We start from the raw sequence: 20,344 nt of genomic DNA on the forward strand, positions 1-20,344 counted from the left end.
ATGGTTGAATCAGCTAAACTCCCATAAAATCTACGTTGTAGGGGAGTGATATGCAATCTGAACTCTTCCAGAATTTTATTGATTCCATTTCAACATTAACCAGTGAACAGCGAGACATTCTTAACAACTCGCTCCTTAGTACTCAAATAGAGGTTACCGAGGTAGTAGAAACCACTGACTCTGAACCTGTTTACAGTGAATCTATACCCAATAACGATAATGCAACACCTGACGTAGAAAAGAGCATACTTGCCCAATTTGCCGAAAACCCCAGGTGCCCCAAATGCAAAAGCCATAGCGTTGGTCGCTGGGGCATACGAAATGGCCGACAGCGCTACCACTGCAAGACTTGCGACTCAACGTTTAACGCCTTTAGTGGAACGCCTTTGGCAAGGCTCAGGCACCCTGAAAAATGGAACAAGTACCTCGCAGGTATGACTCACTCTATGGTCTTGCGACCAGCTGCTGCTGAGAATGCCATTGACTTGAAAACTGCGTTCCGCTGGCGTCACCGCTTTCTTGAAGTGATTAATAATGATCAAGCAGAAGAGCTTTGTGGCATTACTGAGCTTGATGAAACATTTTTCCGTGAATCCTTCAAAGGGCAAAGAGAAGGCCTTCCACGGCCAACCCGAAAGCGGGGTAATGATCCCAACAAAGCCCGAAAAGTCCCGGTAATGGTGGCTCGGGACCGTAATCGAAATACCGTTGACGGTGTATTAGAAAACGAAAGTGCTAATGAATTGTGCAGGCATTTAAATGGCCGCATATCGATACAGGCCACGGTCTGTGCGGATGCACACCTCGCTCACGAAAAACTTGCTGACAAGCTTGGATTTGTCTTCAAGGAGCTGGTGACATCAGCAGGTCAACATGTTGTTGAAGGCATCTACCACATCCAGACTGTAAATTCTTATCACAGTCATTTAAAACGCTGGATTGGCGGCGTATTCCAAGGGGTTGCAACTCGTTACCTTCCCCATTATCTGGCCTGGAGGCGAGAACTGACGGCAGCAAAAAAATTAACTGTTGGCCGGTTGATCAGCAGAATTACTGAACATTGGTGCTTCCAACCATTAACGGTAACTTAGCCGCCAGGGTTTATGGCAATATTTGCCTCAAAGGCATAAAGGGCGGAAATGACTGCAAAAAATGCTGTTACTGCAAAAATAATCATAACCGGCACCAAGCCTATGCTGGCTGATACCAGTGGTAAAGCAAGCATGCCCGCACCCATTGCCGTTCCTGCCAAAATCAAAGCACTGCCAATGGTGGAAGAACGACTTGGCTCAGACATAAGAAAACACCTTCACTGAATCTAAATTCCAGTCATAAAGATAGGGAAATTTAATAAAGATGCTTACCTGATTATGTCCTGTTGGACAAAGTAAGCATCAAGTGAAGGTAACTGCCCTTTATTTCAAAAAGAGCTGATAAAAGACGTTAATAACCCGAAGAGCATTTTCTATTCAGCATTGTTAGCCACATCGGCCTCACGGTTCCGCACAGATAGTGATTGGAGACTGTCAAACCGCTTCTGTAATGCTCGTAACTGAACATCAACACTGGCATCAACAACGCCGATTTCACTCTCCATGATACAGTCACCGGGTGAGAGCCGGGGATCAGCAACCAGATCAATAAAACCAACGCCTTTATACTCTGCCAGGATGGTATTCAAGCGCGCCTGAACAGCACTGTACTGGGCAGACGGAACACGGATAGTTACATGCTTTTCATTTCTGACATGTTGCAGGGCATTTTTAACCAGGCTTATGGCCAGCTCGTCCTGATCGAACTCACCGATGATCTTTTTAACACCCGACAGCAAGATATTAGCAAGGGTATTTTCAATATCTGAAAGATAGTTAATCGTCCTACTGACCACTTTCAACATATGATCAGTCTGTTCAGCCTTACTTTCAGCCAAACCATCCTGATACCCCCGTTTTTTTTCCTGCTCATAGGCCTGGTGAGCTTCCTCAGCAATACCTGCAGCCTGCTGCTGGGCGGCCTTAATAATTTCCTGAGCTTCAAGATAAACAACATAGTCATCTGCCTTGAGCACTTTACAGGTTGGATCCAGCTCCAGCTGGATATTATTCAGGATAACAGGTGCCGCCACTGTCGATTCACCTCTTTATGTGTTTTTACCAGTAAATTCACGCACTGGGCTTTACCCAGCCCCCCAGCATCTGGTGAGTTCAACGTCTTTTTCCAACTACTGGGCATTTTTAATATCAACCGTTGCCGAAAGGCTACAGGCAAATCGGAAAATGCAGTGGCAATTACCTGTTGACCATTTATTTCCAGAAAGGCTTTAAATCGATCCAGGTGTTTCCAATCAATGAGTAGACTGGGACCGCTTTTGTCTGATGCCCTGCTGATAAACTGCGCTTTTTTAACTGCAAAGCGATAGGCCTCTTCTCCCAGGCATTGCTTCAGTGCCACACGCTCATCCCGGTGGATAACAGACCGGATTGCTTCTTCATTCAGGATTAACCCGATGTATAAAGCCAACCGCTCAATTTCTTCGGCACTGGCAAACACAATCCTTTTATCCAGACGGTCAAAGTCATAATCAAACTGCTTCGAGATACCAAACTTTCTCAACAAATAGCTTGATATATTGAACTGCGCAGGCACACTTGACTGAAGCGCTTTAAGAAACCTGAAATGTTTATCCGATTTAAGCCAGCTCGTATGTACATAACGAATAGGAAAGAAGTTAAACTCAACCATATGATTGAACAGGCTTGTTCCCTGGTATTCCTGAAAAACATTGTTACTGTTCATTGGTCATTTCACTCTAACCCTATACACTCAACTGAATAACCATTTAGCGAAGGATGCATCGTCCTACAAATAATTGTGGCCTTGAGCAAATCATCCGCTTTTAACGATTATCCTTCTTTTTCTTCTTCTTTTTCTTCTGTTCCATCATCCAGAAGAAATAGCCACCAACACCCAGTGCTACTACCAACAGTAGAATCAAAGCATAGACAACCAGTCGAACAACACCTGCAGAATCAGAATTAACATCGACAAACAGCACCGTTTCTGTTGATGGCCTATCAAAATTGCCAGAGTTCAAGCGGGTTGCCGGGAACAGTGAAACTGCGATTTTCTCAAGAGACAGACCCTCGATGCTGTTTGCCACCAGAGTTTTTACTTTGGGAACCAAACCAGCCAGTTCCAGCTCAGGAGTATACTTGATAAACACTGACGCTGATGAGGGATAGTTAACATCCGTCAGGCTATCCTGCTCCTGCGGCAATACGACATGAACACGAGCGGTCACGACGCCATCAATCATAGACAGTGTTGATGACAGCTCCTGTGACATAGAATAGGTATATCGAGCCCGCTCTTCGGTAGGGGAAGAAATCAAGCCATCTTTTGGAAAAATATCACCGATCGATGAGTATTTTTCTTTCGGAAAACCAAGGCTGCTCAAAACCCTGACAGATCTTGCAACATCAACACCTTCCACCATGATTGTGACAATTTTATCTTTATCCACCAGTTTCTCACTGGGTATATCATTATCGAGAAGGATGGCAAGCATTTCATTACCTTCTCTTTCATCAAGCCCGGAATAAAGCTCGACCTTACACCCCAGTAATAAAAGACCGATGAGACACAGCAATGTAACTCTAAAGCTCTGGACAAACCCCTGTTTCATGACGAGCCAACCTTATGTACGTTAGGATATTTATTACTCTTACTTTTAACGGCCAGTTGCGGAGAAAAATTACAATTTACAGAATATAGTTTTGAAAAGTAGGATCAGCGATAATAGCGAAAGGAAAATTAACTTATTTTCTTTCCGCTTACAGAAAAAATAGCATGCACTCAAAAAGCCATATTTGGCCCACACGACAACTAACCTAACACAGCGCTGACTCTTGATCACATCTCTCCAGCGCTGAACTGCCGGGCTATCTGCCAGGTTTTTACCCGATCCTGCAATTTCGCCCAGCCTTCCCATACCACTAACCAGCCGGGCTGCCCTGTATGCTTTGAATCACCCCAACCACCAAGCCGAGCAATCGTTTGAAGCAGCCAAGTGACTGTTGGCGGCTTATCGGGCAACGCTTTTTTTTCATAGGTTAGCCAGAGAACCTGCCATTCATCATCACTGACCACCTCATTCGCGAGTGTTTTTTCACTCCAAAGCTTTCTGTCTTTGTGCTGCCTGTCATTCGGTAACATTAATGCTTCACGGATTTGCATTAGTCTGACAGCGACAAACATTAATATGACCGCAAGTCGTTCAATGTTATCCGGAGATTGCAGACGAAGCCTTTCTACTCCTGCTCCCGATTTCCAAGCCTTGTGGAACTCTTCTATTCGCCATCGGAGCTCGTAAAATCGAATGATAGAGCGACAGTCTTCGAATGTTTCAATATCTTCAGTTGTCAATAGTAAGTAGTTGATAATTTGCTTTCGGATAAATTGACTGAACGATTATTTAGTATTTGCAAACGAAATCATATGACTCTCTCCAAATGAAGCGAACACTCGTTCAACTTCCTTTTCAAATTCCGTGAAACTCTTGATTGACAATAGATTGAGCCATTCATACTTTACTTTCCTCCACAGGATCTCAATCAGATTGAGTTCAGGTGAATATGTTGGAAGAAAGCAGATCAGTAACTTTTTCTCAAGAGTCCAGTCAGCGATTCTGTCACGAAACTTTTTGCTGGTATGAATACTGGCATTGTCCACCATAACTACGGTGTAGCGGTCATTTGAACTGTATTTTTCATCCTCCATTTTCTCTGCGAAGTCGTCAAAGGCTGCAATCACTGTATCACTATTCACAGAGCCCACAACAGGGTAATGAAACAGCTCACAGCTCCGATTCATAAAGCCCAGCACGTTGATGCGCTTACTTTTGACTGATGGAATTCTGAGCTGCTTTCCTTTTTCCTGCCAGCCATATGGCACACAAGGTTCTTGAGTAAATCCGGACTCATCAAAATAAAACAAGTTTATTAACCCTTTGCGCTCAGCTTCCTGGGCGTCTTTCAGTGCAGTTTTACAACGCTGGAAATGCTCTTCGTCCCGTTTATGTTTGCACGATTTACGGAGTCTTTTGTAAACCAGTCCTAACTTTTTTACGATGTTGGCCAGAGTAAGTTTTGATGAGGATTTACCGGTCTCATCCTCAATTTTGGATTTTACATACGATAAACGACGAGGCTCTTCTGCTACTAACTCTTTTATGCGTTGCACTTCAGATTCATCATATATGCAAGATCTTCCACCACCATGTTTCTTATACAATGCACGAATACCATAGTCCTCCCAATCATCAATCCATTGGGAAACGGTCTGATATTTAATCTCAAGGATTTCTGCAATTTGCTCAAGGGTAAAGCCTCGATTACTCAATAGAAGACCATGAGCTCTTTCCCTGATACACCTCAGAGGGCCGTAGTGCTTGGCGTATTTCAAAGTGGCTCTTGTAGGATTTCAGACTGCTACTGGGTTGAACATTGCTGAAGCCCTTTATCTACAAAGGTTGTCAGCATATTGTCCGGTAATGTTGCTCAATCCTTGTTTTTCGTGACCTACAGTCAGTTTTCACTGTAGAGCAGTTCGTAATCAAAATAGAGCCTTCAAAGTTAATACAACAGCTTCATCAGTGATATTGACATACTTCATAGGTTGGGGACGTTTTAGTTCAAGACCCACTTATAATAGATTAAGGATCTCTTTCTTTGTCTGCCTGATAGTACGATCAAAATATCCATAAGCAAACTTTTAACTACTTACCCAGTGCAAACGGTCTTCGGAGTCATTGCCAATCTCTTCAGCCGACACAATATTCATAGTTACCGGTTCCGGCCTGCCGCCTGGCCTTTGCGGCGCCTGTATTGTCATCTTCTTTCTTTTGACCTGCAGCGTTGCCTTTCGCTTCTTTCTACCTCCTTTTTGAGGAACCACTATCGTATATTTCCCCAACACTTCAGTCTGAGCTAAGGAATCAAATAATAAGAGTTCGCCATCCACCAGGATTCTGTTTTGTGTAGCTCTTACAACAAACCGCTGTCGGTTATCCAGTTTGTAGTGCATATATTCGTATATATCCGCCTCCCGGTCGCAAACACTGATGATGTCAGGCATTTTACCCCCCATCCTTTGTTCTGTGTTTTCAGAGGCTCTTTGCCACTTAAAGCTTTCCTTTCCCTCGTAAGGTAGCTGACGACGTTGGTTCTTTTTCCCCCGCTGAACGTCCTCTCTAACCCATCGTTCTTGATCAATAAGCCCAATGCTTCGCTCTGTATCCGCATCAACCAAGAAGACAGAGTGGACGTGGAATCCTCTGGTTTTAGAGCCTTCAGGACCTCCAAGATCACCAAGCTCGGATCTGACAGCATGTTTATAACCCAGGGTTGTTGTATCTTCGAGAGCCAGAAGTAGGCGAGACTGTCTCGCTATTTTGGCAGTTGCCTGAAAGCCTGCCTCAGCTATTGCTTCAGGCTTTACGGCCTCATTCTCAATCAGCCGGTAAGCTCCAGTTACCAGTGCGGTATAACCTTCGCATGAAGATGACAAAGAATTACCGGTATGAGCTGAAAGCTCGGCAGCAACTTTGACAAGTCGTTTTGTACGTCGAGTATCGCCCAAATCAGCACATCCAAAAGTTAGTTCTGACCATGGTTTAGGAGAAAGTGGAAGCATGACCTGTTTTATCAGTGAGAAATGATAGAACAAGGTAGCTATTTGTGATCAAGAGACAGAACACAGCGGTCTGTGCAGCACTCTCAATTTTCTGAGTCAATCTCGGGAATATTCCGCTACCTCATAAGCCTATCGGATGGTTTGGTGTTGGGCTTTATCTCTGGCTTTGGATTCAGCTCTTTCAAACGATTGATTTCGTTTTCCAGAATCTTTATCCGCTCCTGAAGTTGAACAATGTGCTCCTGCTGCTGAGTTATGAAAACAAGCAACTTTGCAGTAGAAAGGTTATCAGGCGATGTATTCATGATTCTGAAAGGTAGACTGTGATGGTATTTTCCTCAAAATATTAGTTTTTGAGTACATACAATTGGGGGTAGCGCCTGCCTTGCAAGCAGTGGGTGAGTGAAGATACCAGCGGTTCAGTCACCGATGAAGTAATTGCCGCCAGCGGTACCGACGGCGAGCTGCTGCCCTTTATCAGTGACGAGTTTGCCGAGGTTGCTATGGAATTTGAGGTATTGAGAGACAGCAGCATCACCAGCAGTGGGCTGTCCCAGTTTATGAAAGTGGTGCAGGCGCTTTAGAGCGCCTTACTTAAGTAGCTGACCATATGGAATCGAATATTTCTGGCTACTTGGGCTGGTACTATGAGAGGCACAACGGAGGGAGCATAGCCGTAACTATGTGACCAGAGTTATAACGAAGCAGAGTGTCGGCACAAGGAGTCAGAAATATTCGATTCCATATGGTTAGCTACTTATATTCATGCTCAAGAATATGAGAGATGTGGTTTGATAGTGGAGTGTTATTATGAACTATGTTTATTAGTTTCTTTACTTCCTGAAAAGTCCTCCCCGAATAAATGGCATCAACACCTAAACTATATGTATTTCCATTAAATAAAACTTTATTGGGATTGTTTGGATCTTCTTCTATCCTATAGGATTCACGAGGTGCAATAAGAAAAACATGCCCGTTTTCAAATAACCCTGTATACATTGTGTATATTTCATTTTGGTATTTAGTGGTTGCATTACACAGCTTCATAATTGCATAGAATTTTTTTATATCTACTCGCTTTGGATCATTAACAAGCCCTAAGCTTTCGTCATACGCATAACGTTTATAAAAATGATCAAGTCTACCTGTATTGTAAAATGATTTTAACTTCTCATATTTACTTGCATTTTCAACCGCTTCCATATTCTTGAATTGAATTGGGCACCTTAAATCTTCGATAGTCCTTTGATCAATAGATTGGTTGGTATTATGGCCTGCCTGCTCAAGTTGGATCGCGTTGGGCTGAGCCAGTTCATTTGCATTGTGATGAATCACATCAACTGACAAACAGTTGAAATCGTCAGGTTGCAACTGTTGGCCTGGTGTTGGTAACTGTTGGCTTGGCGTTGATTCTACTGATTTCGGCAGAACTCTGGGCAATAATCCTGTTTGATTATTTGAAACATTGGTTGGCATAAGATCGACCTTCAGTTTTATTTCCCTATTGGAACCTAAGTTTGCAAAAAAGTTCCATCTACGGAAATTCCCTGCCGATGTCCTTGTGCTTGAACTCACGTTCGAGTTTCCTGATGGTTTGTTTGTCTTTTTTTGCTCAACCGTCAAGGCCTTACGCTGCTCTGATGGACTGAAAGATTTGGGTGACACTCCGCTAATAAAGACTCTTAGGGTAGACATTAAGCTCAAAAAAGGTTCGTTTCCGGCGGCAGAACCCACCTTGAACAGCCACAATAAAGCTTCGAAACCATTATCAATGGCTGAACAAGATGAGTACTGCAAATAGTAGATTAGTTGAAAAAAACTGTTGACCTGTTTCGACCGGTCAGAACTCCTAAGTATGGCGGAACAGCTTGGTTTTACTATACGACAGCGAGATATCCGTCCTTTGGATTTTATCCTCTCACTGATTGATGCCCTCGCTGGTGATGGAAACTGCGATACCCTGGCGGATCTACACCGTAAATTTAACGAGTTGACGGGGCTGAATGTCTCTTATCGTTCTTGGGCAAATCAAGCTAAAAAGGACGCGCTGCCTACTCTTATCCTGTGGCTATGGGTGCAGTGTCTGGAAATATTTTCCCGCAAAGTCATGGCGTTTGATGAAGACAGTCCATTTTCAGAGTTTGAGCACATTCTGATTCAGGACGGTTCGTCACAAGCTGTCTATGATGCCCTGAAAGAAGCATTTCCCGGCAGGTTCTCAACGGTCAGTCCTGCTGCCGTCGAGCTTCATACGACAATGGATCTTCTCACCAACAACCTGGTGCGGGTGCAGCTGACTGAAGATACCCGTTCAGAAAGAGACTGTCTGCCACCACTGCCAACATCCATGGCCTATATCCTGATGCTAATGGATGCCGGTTATTTTGAGCTGGAACTCTTTGCCGCTATTGATGACAGGGAGGGTTCTTTTATCTGCAAGGCACCTCAGAGTATCAACCCGACGATACTCAGCGCGGTACGGGAGGATGGCAAGAATCTCAATCGCTACAAAGGACAAAAACTGAAGGATGTACTGTCTGGCTTCCCCAAAGACCAGTGCCTCGACCTGGATGTAGAATGGCCGGGATTCAAAGCCTGGCCATTCCGCTTGGTTGTCCGCTGGAATGACAAAAAACAGAAGTGGGTTTTCGTTGTGACCAACCTGAACCGGGTGGAGTTCACCTTGAGTGATGTGCTCCAGGCCTATCGTCTACGGTGGCAGATAGAGCTGATTTTCAAAGAGATCAAATCCTATTCAGGGTGGCATCGTTTTAACACCAAATCAGCGACACTGGTGTTTAGCCTGATTCTGATGTCCTTTGTGGTTGTGACGTTGAAAAGGTACCTTGCCCATGCTGCACAGGCGAACCTCTGTGAAAGTGGGAGCATTGAGGAAATCTCGACGCAATCGGGTAAGGGCCGGTCTTTCTCCAGCCCTCCCCACAGCACCCGGCATGCGGGTCCGCACCGGGCGGTTCAACGATGATGGTGAAACCTGATCCATAAGTCTTTCAATGAAACAAGCCCAATTTTCGCGAGGTAACTGTTATTCAGTGCCTGTTGTACCGCATAGGTTTTACTCAGACGGTAATACCCTTTGCTGCTGGCTGCGATCTTGGCGGCGTTAATTTTATCAACGCCTAACCTGACCAGATTCTTAAAACGGGTTTTCGGCTTGCGCCATTGCTTCAGAAAGCAGCAACGGATTCGCCGACGTATCCATTGATCCAGCAGGGGAATTGGTCGGTGATATTCCGATAACCGGAAATACCCCATCCAACCCCGGATATATTGTGCCAATTTGCGTAACCGATGTTGCATTGAGACACCCCAGCGACGACTGGTCAACTTGAGTATCCGGTATTTGAATCGGTCCAGACACTTCTGGGCCCAGCGAACTTTCTTCCCTGTGAAGGTGAAACTCAGGAATTCGCTTTCTGTTGCTTTCACAACTTTACTTTTCCGGGAGTTAATCTTCAGTTTCAATTTGCGTTCAATGAATTGGGTAATGCTGTGCATCACCCGATCCCCTGCACGCTGACTTTTGACGAGAATCACAAAATCATCACAGTATCTTGCAAAGCAATGACCCCGATATTCAAGCTCCTTGTCGAGTTCGTCGAGGACCACATTAGACAGCAAGGGTGATAAAGGCCCACCCTGTGGCATGCCAACCCTGGTCGGGTAGACATTGCCCTCAATCATGACACCGGAGCGCAGGTAGCTACCAATCAGTTTCAGAAGGCGTTTGTCGCGGACCTTACGGGAGACCCTCGACATCAAAACGTCGTGATTAACCGTATCAAAGAATTTACTCAGATCAACGTCAACAGCGTAATGAAGCCCCCGGTTGATCAACTGCTTAACCTGACGGACTCCGTCGTGTGCTGACCGTCCCGGTCGGTAGCCGAAGCTGTTTGGAGAGAAACCCGGATCAAAGACAGGGGTCAGCACCTGCACAATGGCCTGCTGTATGACCCTATCCATCACGGTAGGGATTCCCAGCAAACGCTCACCGCCGTCCGGCTTTTCTATAACATGTCGGCGCACGGGTGATGGCTGGTAGGTTCCGTCCAATAAGGCTTGACGCACTGAAGGCCAATGCTGTTTGGCAAAGTCTGGATAAGCTTCAATAGTGACTCCATCAATACCCGGAGCACCCTTGTTGCTTTTGACCTGTTTCCATGCACTTGCCAGATTAGCCGGTTCAAGTACGCAATTTAGTAGATCATGGTTCAAAGCTGGTTAAAGATTCTGTCGCCAAGTACGGTGAGTCGCCGGACGGCTGCATCGCCTTGAGGGAATCAGTCTCCTCTTTGTCGTCGATGTTCGGCCCTTCGCTAACGACTTCCCATCCGTTAATGGCTTCTGTCGTACAGCTACTATGGCCTCTGCTGACTTCTGTCCAATCACCACGCGGAGTTACCTCTGCTGGCGCTATTGGTTGCCATCGGGTTTGCTCGAACAGGATGATGAGACCTGTTCGCCGAGCCTGTTGTAACCAGTGGCTGAGAACTGGGAATTACCAATCGCATGTTGAACAGATCTCCCCGGATAAGGACATGAACTTTCAGTGCACAACCGCCGCATTTACCGTGTCTCACGAACCATAGGGCTTTGTGATCCTTGGCTCACTCGCCCAGAGACTCAGCCTTATATGCGATTTCTGTACGTCGGCTCGCACCTTTGCACTCAGACTGCCTCCGCACAGCCCCTCGCGGGACTGCACTTGCCTTAAGCTAGTGGTTGTCATCAGCAGGCGTCTTTACCGCCAGTCAGATGTAGGTTCTCCCACAGGGGACTTTCACCCCATCAGTTCATGCCCATGCCGGGCGTACCAAGGTGATGAAAAGTGGGACTCACCTGTTTGGTAATGTGATTTCATCGTTGATGAATGCAGGAAAGTCATTGGTCTCATGCATTAAAAAGCTACTGGACTTCTGGGGAAATAATGCGAAACGAGAACACCCTGCACGGGATGGTTGTTCAGGGCGTACAAGATTAGGCTTCTGTGCAGTGGGTGGAGCTTAATGTCTACCTTAAGAATAAAGACTGGTTTCCACTGCTCTATTTGTTTAGCAAAAAGTTGTTCAGCAAAAAGGCCTTTCTTACGACAGTATTCAACCATTTCTGTTTCATTTAAGGCCACTTTTTCAATGATTACTGCTAATTGGTTTTCAGGTGTCCACTGATCTGGATTTTTCCCGTCGCTTGGTACCGGTATTCCTTGAGATAAAGCTTTCTTTCGCCAAGTGTACAGAGTCACATCAGAGATACCAATATCACGTACCAACTGAGAAACAGGCACATTATTTGGTGGCATCATCATCTGAATGATGGACTCTTTAAGCTCTTCTGAATAGCGGGCCATTGATCATTCATTGGCCGCTCCCTGTTTAGGTTTCTCAATTCATGAGGGGCGACTACTATGCTGATACAGGGCTGACACAAGGGGATTGCTTGACATCTAGTTTTCATTATTCAGATTGTTTTTTTCTTCCAGATTTTTAATTTCAGCATAATTAAGCACAAAGTTAGGAAGTGTCTACAATTTGGTCTGCAAATGCGACAAGAATAATAATAATGTCGTCGTTTTTTTAAATTAAAATTCACAGGACTATAATACATGCAAAGTCTGAACACGACCCTTCAACCGGTTAAAACAGTGTATGACGATACTCAATCAGAGCAGCACGCTAAACCACCATCCGGTTCCGGTTCCATGGGGAGGTTTGCGGTTAACCTGTACAATGGAACTCGCTCTTTTGTCACGTCCCTTTCTCCAAATTACTTACCCGATCACCTGAAAACCGACAACGAAACACCGTTGTCTGCAACAACCCATTATCCGGTATCGGGTAATCGACCAGCGACGTTCACAGGGAGTCTGTTTGAGGGGGCGGGGCTGGCCTGCTCATTGATGAGCTATTGGTGTCCACAGGTTCAGATCGTTGCGGACGTCGCCGCCAAGCTCTGTGCAGGTGTGCGTCTGGCGGATGAGCTGCGCCGAACGATGGCTGGCAACCCGGCAACTTCTGAGTTGGGGCACACCAAGCCAAAACAGCACTCCCCCACGGGAACGGGGACAAATCATCTTGCCCATGCTGCAGCAGCAGCTGTTGCCGTTGAAGCCCTGGATCGCCTTGCCGGTACTGCCGCAGTACCTCTCCCCGACGCTCGGGGAGGACGGAATAATCCTATCCCTGTGGGGGACAGCGCAACACTGAAGAAAATCGGGCGTGATCCCAAACACCCGTCAAATGCCTTTTATATCCAGACTGGTAATATTGATGCTAAAGACAACGAAGCCATTGGCAGCAAAAGAGAACCATTTTCCGGCAGTTACGATGGCATGTGCCGTACCATCAGGAATCAGAAAGAATGCCTGTTCAAAAGTCTCAGTGGCAATGTCCATAATCTGCATTTGAGCGATGCGAAGATCAATGTCCGGGAAGAATCTGCCGCTGTCGTGGCCTGTCAGATGACTGGTGCAGCCAGGATTGAGAACGTGGCGATTACACGTTCTCAGGTCGCCACTACAGGAGATACTGACTTCGGGCAACAACGCTATGCCTATGCCGGAGTGGTAACAGCTCACCAAAACGAAAGCCCTGCTACCCGGATCAATGGGGTGAACGTAACGGATTGTTCGGTCGCAACAACCGGGAACCATTCCTTTGTCGGTATCGCCGGCGGCCATATTTCCGGTGAAGTAACGGGACTGAAAGTATTGCGCAGCAACGTTACATCCGAAGGTACTAGTGCATACGCAGGTATTGGAGCTGGCATACTGGATGGCCAAATCCGTCATCTCTCAGCAGTTGACAGTCAGGTGGTGACGGAAGGTAGCGATGCACATGCAGGTATTGGGGCCGGTCTACTGGATGGTCAAATCCGTTATCTCTCGGCAGTTGACAGTCAGGTGGTGACGGAAGGTATTGATGCAGACGCAGGCATTGGCTGTGGATTGGCTAATTCTCCAAGAGCGGAATTATCTTTTATTACTGCCATTGATTCCAAAGTATCTACAATCGGTGATAGTGCTGATGCTGCTATCGGCGCTGGCCAATTCGATTCATTCGGTCAGATCAGCGATGTCACCGCTTATGGCAGCAATGTCCATGCCAGTGGTGTAGATTCAGCAGCAGCAGTTGGTTCTGGCTACGCTGCGAAAGGAGGTCAGATAAACAATATCAAGGCGATTAACACCACGGTAATTGCCGATGGGGAAGAGTCTCCTGCCGGTATCGGTGCGGGTCTGGTTTTTGGAGAGTCGCACCTTGAAAATATTACTGCACTGAATTGCGAGGTTAGAGGAAACGAAAGGGATCTGACTGGCATCGCTTATGGTGAACTTTTCAGTGGGAGCGCGGATGAGAATTCCACTAAAACATACAACAGTATGGTTTATGACCAGTTGCAAGGCAGGGGCATTGATCAAAGTCAATTAAATCATTTATGCGAAACTGCCGACTCCCGCTTTCTTGCCAATGACTGCCGGGTTGTTAATTATGCGGGTTTTGCCAATGAAGGGTGTGAACCGCGATCGCTTCCAACATCCTCTGTTTCACCGACACCTACTTCAGTCGCGCCGATTCCATTTTCTACCGTACCTCTGGCTTCTGCTACAGCATCTTCTCTGAGTTCAGGGGCGATTGCCGGTATTGCTTTGGGCTCTTTGGTTGGACTGGGTGCGTTGGGCGTGGCTGGCTACCTTGGCTTTAGACATTACTCAAACAGGCATGGCAACCTGTTGTCAGAGACTGAATCTGTTGAGCTGAACGATCATATGGATTCACAGGACCCATGAACATTTGGTGTAATTAAAGGTGTTTTTATACCAAATATTCATTTAGCACCACCACTGATGCTGTGAATATTTCCAGTATCATTTCCCACTTGTGAAACCAGGCACCTAATTATGCACTTCTCCGATTGAATGCCTTCCAGCCGCTGACCCCATGCAATAGGTTGGTAACGACCTGCCAGGGCGGCTCAGGCCTGGTCTACAGGGTCAGTGGGTTATGCACATACGACTTTAAATGCAGCAGGCACTGGCAATGACTCAATCGCCAGCTTCAAAGGTTGACCGCTGTAATCAAGGCACTCAACTACCCGACCGCCAACCACTAATGCTGGCCCAGCACACTCTCTTCAGGGAGTCGGTTTGTGTAGTGGGGAGGGGTATGGCTGTCCAAGGCCAGGATGCCCTTAAACATTTACACATTATTGGTTTATAGATTTTTTGATACACAAAAATATAGTTATTTCGGTACACAAAACAATAAACAAAACCTGTCACCAATTGGTTCTTAACAGACAACATGGAAGTATAAGGGAGAATACAAAAGCCATCGAAAATTCCTTATTTTCAATGACTTTGTACTTTATAGTTTTTAATGCACTATGGTTAGTAAAAATTAAATTGGAAGTATGTTACTGGTTCCGCAACAACGTATCGAATGTCTGGGTACTTTTACTGACAATTTTTCCAATATAGTCTTCGGTAATCATCAGATTAGTCATCGCCATCTGAGTTTTGAACATATCCTTCATCCCCATGGCCTCACCGGGTGCAAGATGCTGTTTGACCAGATCAGCCCTGCCTTCCACATGATCTCTGAGCCCCTGCATACCTTGAAGTACCTTATCTCCCAACGTTAGGCCAGGTGCATCCCGATTAGCTGCCACTTCAATGGGTTTGAAGTTCGCTGCCTGTGGGGCTTCTTCTGGTCTCTGGGCAACCAGCTCCGCAAAACGCCCTGCTGCCCCTTCTTCTGGTTGATCCGGATTGGCAAAGCCCTCCTGCGTTTTTTCCAGCACTTTGTCAGCCAGATCGCCCGTCTTGATGATATTGTCCGCCATGATAGTAACCTCTATTCATTTTTGATCAGTTGAGGTACTTAAAATCCTCTTATCAATTGATAAACAGCTTTTTAATACTATTGTCTTATGATATTAGCTCATCTGCTTTGTTGATAAGAAACTGCATAGCGCTTTCCACTGTGGGTCGCGTGAAATCGGAATCATCCACAAACAGACAGATTACCAACTGATTTTCTCTAACACCTACCTGCAAGGGATAGGAAACGCTTTTTTTGTAATGACATTCTGCCAGTGCATTTTCCAATATTGGCAAATTATTAAAAGGGTCTATTTCCCGAGCCAGATACATCAAAATGCCATCTTCCTTCTGCTCCATGTAAAGCGATCCTGCACCCTCAATTTCAAAGCATGCAACGCCGGTATCGCCAAAATCAAACCCTCTGATGCCCATGGCCTCAGCAAATTCAGAGATTACGTTATTACGCCAATCCATCCGTCCTCCTTAACTTTTCATTTCACCCGCAGGGCGATTATTTCCACCCGGATTCATCCGACCCGGCTCAGCAAACGACTGGATATAGGCCCTTACCTCCGCTTCATGACCACTCAGTAACGGTATTTCAGTCCCTGATCCCTTCGCCTGCTCCATATAATCAAGCAGCTTATTTAACTGAGCCTGGTCCCCTGCCAGAGATCGTATGTCCTTATAGACGTCGCCAAGATTGGCATATGACTCTCCTTTAACTTGCCCTTGCACCTTAGCAGCAATGTAAGCTGCAGTTCCCCTGGCAGGTGCTGACTCTGTGGCAGATTTCCCGGATACATTTGCATCACCAGACGTATCACCACCCTCACCAAAAGAACCTCCGTCTTCACCAGAAGCTTCAAATGTTGCTTCTACCGTCATACTCTCATCAACATCCTGACTTTTGGCTTCATCCAGGGTTGCCTCGACCAGCATATCTTCCCCAACTTCCTGAGCATCGGGTTCATTCCAGGTTGATTTAATGGATAAGTCTTTATCATCCGCCCTGATACTGAACTTGTGAGAGTATTCCAGCCGATCAAAGATCTGGATACCCAGTGGGCGTGTTTTCGAATCAGCCATCGGAGCTAAAGGATTAGTGAAGAACGCTTTCAAACGAGCAGTAAATGGACCCTCTTTAAAGCGGGGATGCAAGCTTTCTTTAAGAGATTGACTCGGCCTTTTCTTTATTTTCGAATCAATCTCGGCAATAGATGATTTAAGGCTTGCAAGATCATTATTTAATTGCTCCAGATCAAAGTCTGGACCACGATTATCTTTCAGAACGTCCATTGCCGTACGAACCAAATCATTCACATTTTCACCCGGATGATTAGCCACCCACTCTCTCAGCGCCTTTGTATCTGGAGGAATAAGCTGTAACTCTTTCCCTTCCCCTGCCGGGGTAATAGCAACCTTAAGATCCTTGGCAAATGCTTTTCCTCGTTGACTGGCGATCTCTTTCAGCGCATTAATAATATCTACATCACTATTTTCTTCCGCATGTTTCAATGCCGTTAATGAGCAGTCATAAACGAAGTTGGTATCCTTAAGCTGATGCAAACCCCGGGCCTTATTCAGAAACTCATCCTGCTTCTGTATGAGTTCTGGATCGGAAAGCCCATCAACGCTACCCATTGCCGAGACTTCGGGTGCCCGATTAGCGCCCCCTTTGGCGGTCACCTCCGCTGAGGTAGCTTTTGCTGGATCAGTAGTGGCTTTAGCTGCTGTTGTCGATTGTTCACCCTGTGCAGCAGGCTCAGACTGGTTCTCTTCAGCCACCTGACCCAGATTGGGAACACCAGTAGATGCCATAAAATCTGGAACCGGGCTAGCCCCTTTGAAATCATTGCCCAAATCCTCAAGAATGCTATTTTGGCCAGGGTTTGAAGAAAGAAACTGTTTTAACGTGTCTTCAGAAACTTCAGTTTCACCCCCTTTACCATAGTTATCATCTGGTCTTCCGGTACCTTCTTCTTCTAAAGCCAGTGAATCCTGTTCATCCTGAATAGCAGCCACCAGGCTGTCTTTAACTTGTTCATTGGCAAAAATTTCCTCCGGAATCTCACGAATCAAGGTCGCGGTTTTATTAATGAAGGCCGTTTTAACCTGAACACTCTGCATACCCAGACCCATTTGATCCATTAACGTGGTAAAATCACTCCCCACCACAAACTGCTTATCCAGCAAATCAAGAACCTTCGTCATATATTGCTGGCCATCAAATTGCTCAATATTAATCGGCGGCCTACTCATCTCTCCTTGTGTTTCCATACAGCTATCATGAATACCCACAAGCCTTTTCAAGGCCATCATGTCATTAATCACTGAGCGCAAGTGGGTATCTTCCGTTGTGGACGTCATCGAATTCAGCTCACCACTAAGAAACCTGAGCCTTCTATCGACCGACTTCTCAAAACCATTCACCTGATCGTTGTCCGGATCTGTATTCACAACCTCCTGGTTATTATTCAGATCTTTAAACGCTGCAGCGAGGGATTTATGATCCTTGACATGGCCAAATACCTGGGTGCGAATTTCATCCGGCGTTTTACCCGGATGGTATTCCTCAGCCAGTTTACCGGCAGCTTTTGAGATCTCTCTGCCAATGTCAATATATTGAGGATGCTCTTTCTCAAGCGCTTCAATGGCTTTGAAAATTTCATCTTTAGGCAGGGCAGCAGGATCGGCTTTAAACTCAACAGCAATCTCATACAACGCCAGATACTGGTGGTAAGGGTCCTTGAAGTGCTCTTTGGCCCCTTTAAGATAGTCTTCCTGTTGATAATCCTGTCTTGACTCTTCAGGAAAGCGTCTTTTGAAGTCCTGCGTTTCAGGAACTTCATCAACAATCTTGATTTTTTCAATTAATTCAAGCTGCCGCTCACTTTGCGTTTTACCTTTGGTGGTTTTAGTGTCTTTTCTTTTCAGGAACTTAGATCTCAAACTAGCAACTTCTTCCGCTGCATCTCCAATTGAAGCAAGCGATGGTTTAGTATTCGAAACTTTTACTTCCTGACCGGTTGATAGTTTCCCTGTCTGCCCAGCAGCGCCTGCAGCCGCCGCTCCGGGAGTCTGCAGCTGCTGCGTCACTCCTGAGGCTTGTATTCCTCCAAGTGGATTACCCATGCTTTCCCTCTATGCAAGAAAAAGCCAACCCGTAAGGTTGGCTACAGCTTATAAACCACGTCCTTTGATTACCTTGTCATCAAGATCAAGTGATTGACCCGTGATCAAGCCCTTGTTGTCGACTTGAGCGTTTCGAACCATGAGCGGATGATCTCATCCATCTTGCTGATCACCGTTTTCACCATATCCTGGTGGAGGTTCATAAACTCGGTGGCAGACTGTGCAGCATTATCTCTGGTTTTCTGGGCTGCCTCGTGCACTTTGACCTGAGCCTGATGCATGCCGGCCTGGTAGTCTGTACCGGCCTTGATGGCGTCACCGCTTGCAGAGGTCACCTGGGAGATACCATTGGCAACAGCTACCTGCCGCTGCATTGACCCTTGGTCCAGCCCACCAGCTTTTACAGACATACCGACCTGTATACCACCGGAAACAATCTTGGTACCCGCACTGACCCAGCCACCAATTGCGGTCATCAGGGCAGCACTCTTCATTTCTTCAGCCTGATTCAGAATCTCATTTTTTGCCGCTTCGTACTCAGTGGCACGAGTCTCCCTTGCGGAAGCGCGCTGGTTTGCACTCATCTTGAACAAAAGCTCCATCACAGCAAAGATATCCACCAACTGCTCAAGCATTTTCATATCTTCAAAGGATTGGCCTGCAGCAAGCAGGTTCATCCCTTTGCTGCTCATCATCAGGAATTGTGAAAGCCCCTGTGGAGCATTGCGCATCAAGACTGCCTGGTTCTTTAATGAAGCGGGATTGCTGGCCAGCAGAATGACATCTATTTCCTGCTGGCTGAAGCCCATTTTGGCCAGAAGCTGCTTTTGCTCTGCACTGCCCAGCTGAGCATACTTGCCAGTCAGTAATGCCGTCAGTCCCTTAGCCGCATCAGTACCAAAACCAAGCGCCTGCAGAACGGCTTTAACATCAGATCCTGCAGAGCGCATCATATCCAGCCGGCTACCATCAGTATCCGGAGGCGCAAGGGACATCATCGTTTTAATCTGACTGTCACTGAAGCCCAGGGATCTCAGGATGGCAGTTTTCTGATCCAAACCTTTTGCCCCACCATGCTGATTGGCCAAATAGGTCTGAATATCTTTAGCGTTTGACTGCTGTTCCAGGTTATCCAGCTGAAACTTCTGAAACCCTCCCATACCGGCCAGAACTTGCCGCCTTCCTTCAGCAGTTTCGACACCTTTGCCGGAAAGAAACTGCAGGTGAGAAGCGGTATCATCAAGAATCGCCGCCTGTGATTTCAACTTTGCCGCCTCTGCTTTGGTGACCGTGCCATTCAGAACATCACTGAACAGCTGTTTAGTCGACTCCATGGCCTCGTCGGTTGACTTGGACAAAGTAGCCAGCGTTTTACTGGCATTGGTCATTTGATTCGGTGACAGATCATCAGGAGAGGCCAGTGAGGGCTTTGCCTGTTGCCCTGCTTTATTGAGGTCATTCAAAACCTCAGATTTTATATGTTTGCTTGAGGAAAGACGGACACTCTCTTGCTGAAAGTCAATATCGCCTTTCTTTATTGCTGCCTTCTTTGCGTCAGATGTCGCTGGTTTATCAAGGAGCATTTGCATATGGGCATTTTGTGCCGCCCGTTCTGCACCAGAAATTCCTTCAGCCATGAGTTACCTCCATGTATCACTATCAAGGTAAAAG

At 46.2% G+C, this 20,344-nt stretch carries 18 protein-coding genes; 4 read left to right on the top strand and 14 right to left on the bottom strand.

Annotation, left to right across the window (positions count from 1 at the left end; translation table 11 throughout):
- Positions 1–50: 50 nt before the first annotated feature.
- Entirely contained in the window at positions 51–1,091 is a 1,041-nt protein-coding gene (locus tag MJO57_RS24790; protein ID WP_252017335.1) for an IS1595 family transposase, read from the top strand.
- On the opposite strand, the gene MJO57_RS24795 is transcribed toward MJO57_RS24790, so the two are convergent.
- The 7 genes from MJO57_RS24795 to MJO57_RS24825 all read right to left on the bottom strand — a co-directional run bounded on the left by MJO57_RS24795 (position 1,088) and on the right by MJO57_RS24825 (position 6,693).
- Complete coding sequence (locus MJO57_RS24795; RefSeq protein ID WP_252019567.1) at positions 1,088–1,297, bottom strand: aromatic amino acid transport family protein; 210 nt, start codon at positions 1,295–1,297, stop codon at positions 1,088–1,090. The genes MJO57_RS24790 and MJO57_RS24795 overlap by 4 nt on opposite strands.
- Positions 1,298–1,465: 168 nt before the next feature.
- Complete coding sequence (locus MJO57_RS24800) at positions 1,466–2,125, bottom strand: HrpE/YscL family type III secretion apparatus protein (protein WP_252019570.1); 660 nt, start codon at positions 2,123–2,125, stop codon at positions 1,466–1,468.
- Positions 2,104–2,742 carry a SctK family type III secretion system sorting platform protein gene (locus MJO57_RS24805; protein WP_252019573.1) on the bottom strand — a complete coding sequence of 213 codons (639 nt, stop codon included), beginning with the start codon at positions 2,740–2,742 and terminating at the stop codon, positions 2,104–2,106. Before MJO57_RS24805 ends, MJO57_RS24800 begins: the two co-directional genes overlap by 22 nt.
- A 154-nt stretch (positions 2,743–2,896) precedes the next feature.
- The gene (gene sctJ / locus MJO57_RS24810) at positions 2,897–3,685 is read right to left on the bottom strand and encodes a type III secretion system inner membrane ring lipoprotein SctJ (protein WP_252019575.1); all 789 of its coding nucleotides are present in this window, start codon (positions 3,683–3,685) and stop codon (positions 2,897–2,899) included.
- 227 nt (positions 3,686–3,912) lie between these two features.
- Positions 3,913–4,455, bottom strand: coding sequence for an IS4 family transposase (locus MJO57_RS24815; protein ID WP_371924912.1), 543 nt, complete (start codon positions 4,453–4,455; stop codon positions 3,913–3,915).
- 15 nt (positions 4,456–4,470) lie between these two features.
- On the bottom strand, positions 4,471–5,463 hold the full coding sequence (locus tag MJO57_RS24820) for an IS630 family transposase (RefSeq protein ID WP_252019582.1): 993 nt from the start codon (positions 5,461–5,463) through the stop codon (positions 4,471–4,473).
- Between the two features lie 309 nt (positions 5,464–5,772).
- On the bottom strand, positions 5,773–6,693 hold the full coding sequence (locus MJO57_RS24825; protein WP_252019584.1) for an IS4 family transposase: 921 nt from the start codon (positions 6,691–6,693) through the stop codon (positions 5,773–5,775).
- A gap of 398 nt (positions 6,694–7,091) precedes the next feature.
- Between MJO57_RS24825 and MJO57_RS24830 the strand changes: the two genes are divergently transcribed.
- A complete protein-coding gene (locus tag MJO57_RS24830) occupies positions 7,092–7,277 on the top strand; it encodes a hypothetical protein (RefSeq protein WP_252019586.1) in 186 nt (61 codons plus the stop codon).
- A gap of 169 nt (positions 7,278–7,446) precedes the next feature.
- Here the strand turns inward: MJO57_RS24830 and MJO57_RS24835 are convergent, their stop codons facing one another.
- Complete coding sequence (locus MJO57_RS24835; protein WP_252019588.1) at positions 7,447–8,490, bottom strand: hypothetical protein; 1,044 nt, start codon at positions 8,488–8,490, stop codon at positions 7,447–7,449.
- 25 nt (positions 8,491–8,515) lie between these two features.
- Here MJO57_RS24835 and MJO57_RS24840 point away from each other — a divergent pair, with 25 nt between their 5' ends.
- Positions 8,516–9,679 (top strand): IS4 family transposase, encoded by a 1,164-nt coding sequence (locus tag MJO57_RS24840; RefSeq protein WP_256492238.1) that lies wholly within the window; start codon positions 8,516–8,518, stop codon positions 9,677–9,679.
- Here MJO57_RS24840 and ltrA read toward each other — a convergent pair.
- Together ltrA and MJO57_RS24850 are read right to left on the bottom strand one after the other, a co-directional pair.
- Positions 9,670–10,932 carry a group II intron reverse transcriptase/maturase gene (gene ltrA, locus MJO57_RS24845; protein ID WP_252017357.1) on the bottom strand — a complete coding sequence of 421 codons (1,263 nt, stop codon included), beginning with the start codon at positions 10,930–10,932 and terminating at the stop codon, positions 9,670–9,672. The two genes, MJO57_RS24840 and ltrA, sit on opposite strands and share 10 nt — an antisense overlap.
- A gap of 682 nt (positions 10,933–11,614) precedes the next feature.
- A complete protein-coding gene (locus tag MJO57_RS24850; RefSeq protein WP_252019593.1) occupies positions 11,615–12,064 on the bottom strand; it encodes a transposase in 450 nt (149 codons plus the stop codon).
- 255 nt (positions 12,065–12,319) lie between these two features.
- Here MJO57_RS24850 and MJO57_RS24855 point away from each other — a divergent pair, with 255 nt between their 5' ends.
- Positions 12,320–14,503, top strand: a complete 2,184-nt coding sequence (locus tag MJO57_RS24855; RefSeq protein WP_252019594.1) for a hypothetical protein — start codon at positions 12,320–12,322, stop codon at positions 14,501–14,503.
- Positions 14,504–15,129: 626 nt separating this feature from the next.
- Here MJO57_RS24855 and MJO57_RS24860 read toward each other — a convergent pair.
- From MJO57_RS24860 to MJO57_RS24875, 4 genes are all read right to left on the bottom strand, one after another.
- A complete protein-coding gene (locus MJO57_RS24860; RefSeq protein WP_252019595.1) occupies positions 15,130–15,558 on the bottom strand; it encodes an EscI/YscI/HrpB family type III secretion system inner rod protein in 429 nt (142 codons plus the stop codon).
- Positions 15,559–15,643: 85 nt separating this feature from the next.
- Positions 15,644–16,012 (bottom strand): hypothetical protein, encoded by a 369-nt coding sequence (locus MJO57_RS24865; RefSeq protein WP_252019596.1) that lies wholly within the window; start codon positions 16,010–16,012, stop codon positions 15,644–15,646.
- A 9-nt stretch (positions 16,013–16,021) separates the two neighbouring features.
- The gene (locus tag MJO57_RS24870) at positions 16,022–18,673 is read right to left on the bottom strand and encodes a TyeA family type III secretion system gatekeeper subunit (protein ID WP_252019598.1); all 2,652 of its coding nucleotides are present in this window, start codon (positions 18,671–18,673) and stop codon (positions 16,022–16,024) included.
- A gap of 104 nt (positions 18,674–18,777) precedes the next feature.
- Complete coding sequence (locus tag MJO57_RS24875; RefSeq protein WP_252019599.1) at positions 18,778–20,310, bottom strand: hypothetical protein; 1,533 nt, start codon at positions 20,308–20,310, stop codon at positions 18,778–18,780.
- Between the last annotated feature and the right edge of the window lie 34 nt (positions 20,311–20,344).

The sequence above is a fragment of the Endozoicomonas sp. SCSIO W0465 genome (assembly GCF_023716865.1).
Taxonomy (GTDB): Bacteria; Pseudomonadota; Gammaproteobacteria; order Pseudomonadales; family Endozoicomonadaceae; genus Endozoicomonas.

Bases quoted from the DNA above. Each gene is read 5' to 3' on its own strand.
- MJO57_RS24790 (WP_252017335.1), top strand. From the start codon at position 51: ATGCAATCTGAACTCTTCCAGAATTTTATTGATTCCATTTCAACATTA.
- MJO57_RS24795 (WP_252019567.1), bottom strand. From the start codon at position 1,297: ATGTCTGAGCCAAGTCGTTCTTCCACCATTGGCAGTGCTTTGATTTTG.
- MJO57_RS24805 (WP_252019573.1), bottom strand. From the start codon at position 2,742: ATGGTTGAGTTTAACTTCTTTCCTATTCGTTATGTACATACGAGCTGG.
- sctJ (WP_252019575.1), bottom strand. From the start codon at position 3,685: ATGAAACAGGGGTTTGTCCAGAGCTTTAGAGTTACATTGCTGTGTCTC.
- MJO57_RS24825 (WP_252019584.1), bottom strand. From the start codon at position 6,693: ATGCTTCCACTTTCTCCTAAACCATGGTCAGAACTAACTTTTGGATGT.
- MJO57_RS24850 (WP_252019593.1), bottom strand. From the start codon at position 12,064: ATGGCCCGCTATTCAGAAGAGCTTAAAGAGTCCATCATTCAGATGATG.
- MJO57_RS24855 (WP_252019594.1), top strand. From the start codon at position 12,320: ATGCAAAGTCTGAACACGACCCTTCAACCGGTTAAAACAGTGTATGAC.
- MJO57_RS24860 (WP_252019595.1), bottom strand. From the start codon at position 15,558: ATGGCGGACAATATCATCAAGACGGGCGATCTGGCTGACAAAGTGCTG.
- MJO57_RS24865 (WP_252019596.1), bottom strand. From the start codon at position 16,012: ATGGATTGGCGTAATAACGTAATCTCTGAATTTGCTGAGGCCATGGGC.
- MJO57_RS24870 (WP_252019598.1), bottom strand. From the start codon at position 18,673: ATGGGTAATCCACTTGGAGGAATACAAGCCTCAGGAGTGACGCAGCAG.
- MJO57_RS24875 (WP_252019599.1), bottom strand. From the start codon at position 20,310: ATGGCTGAAGGAATTTCTGGTGCAGAACGGGCGGCACAAAATGCCCAT.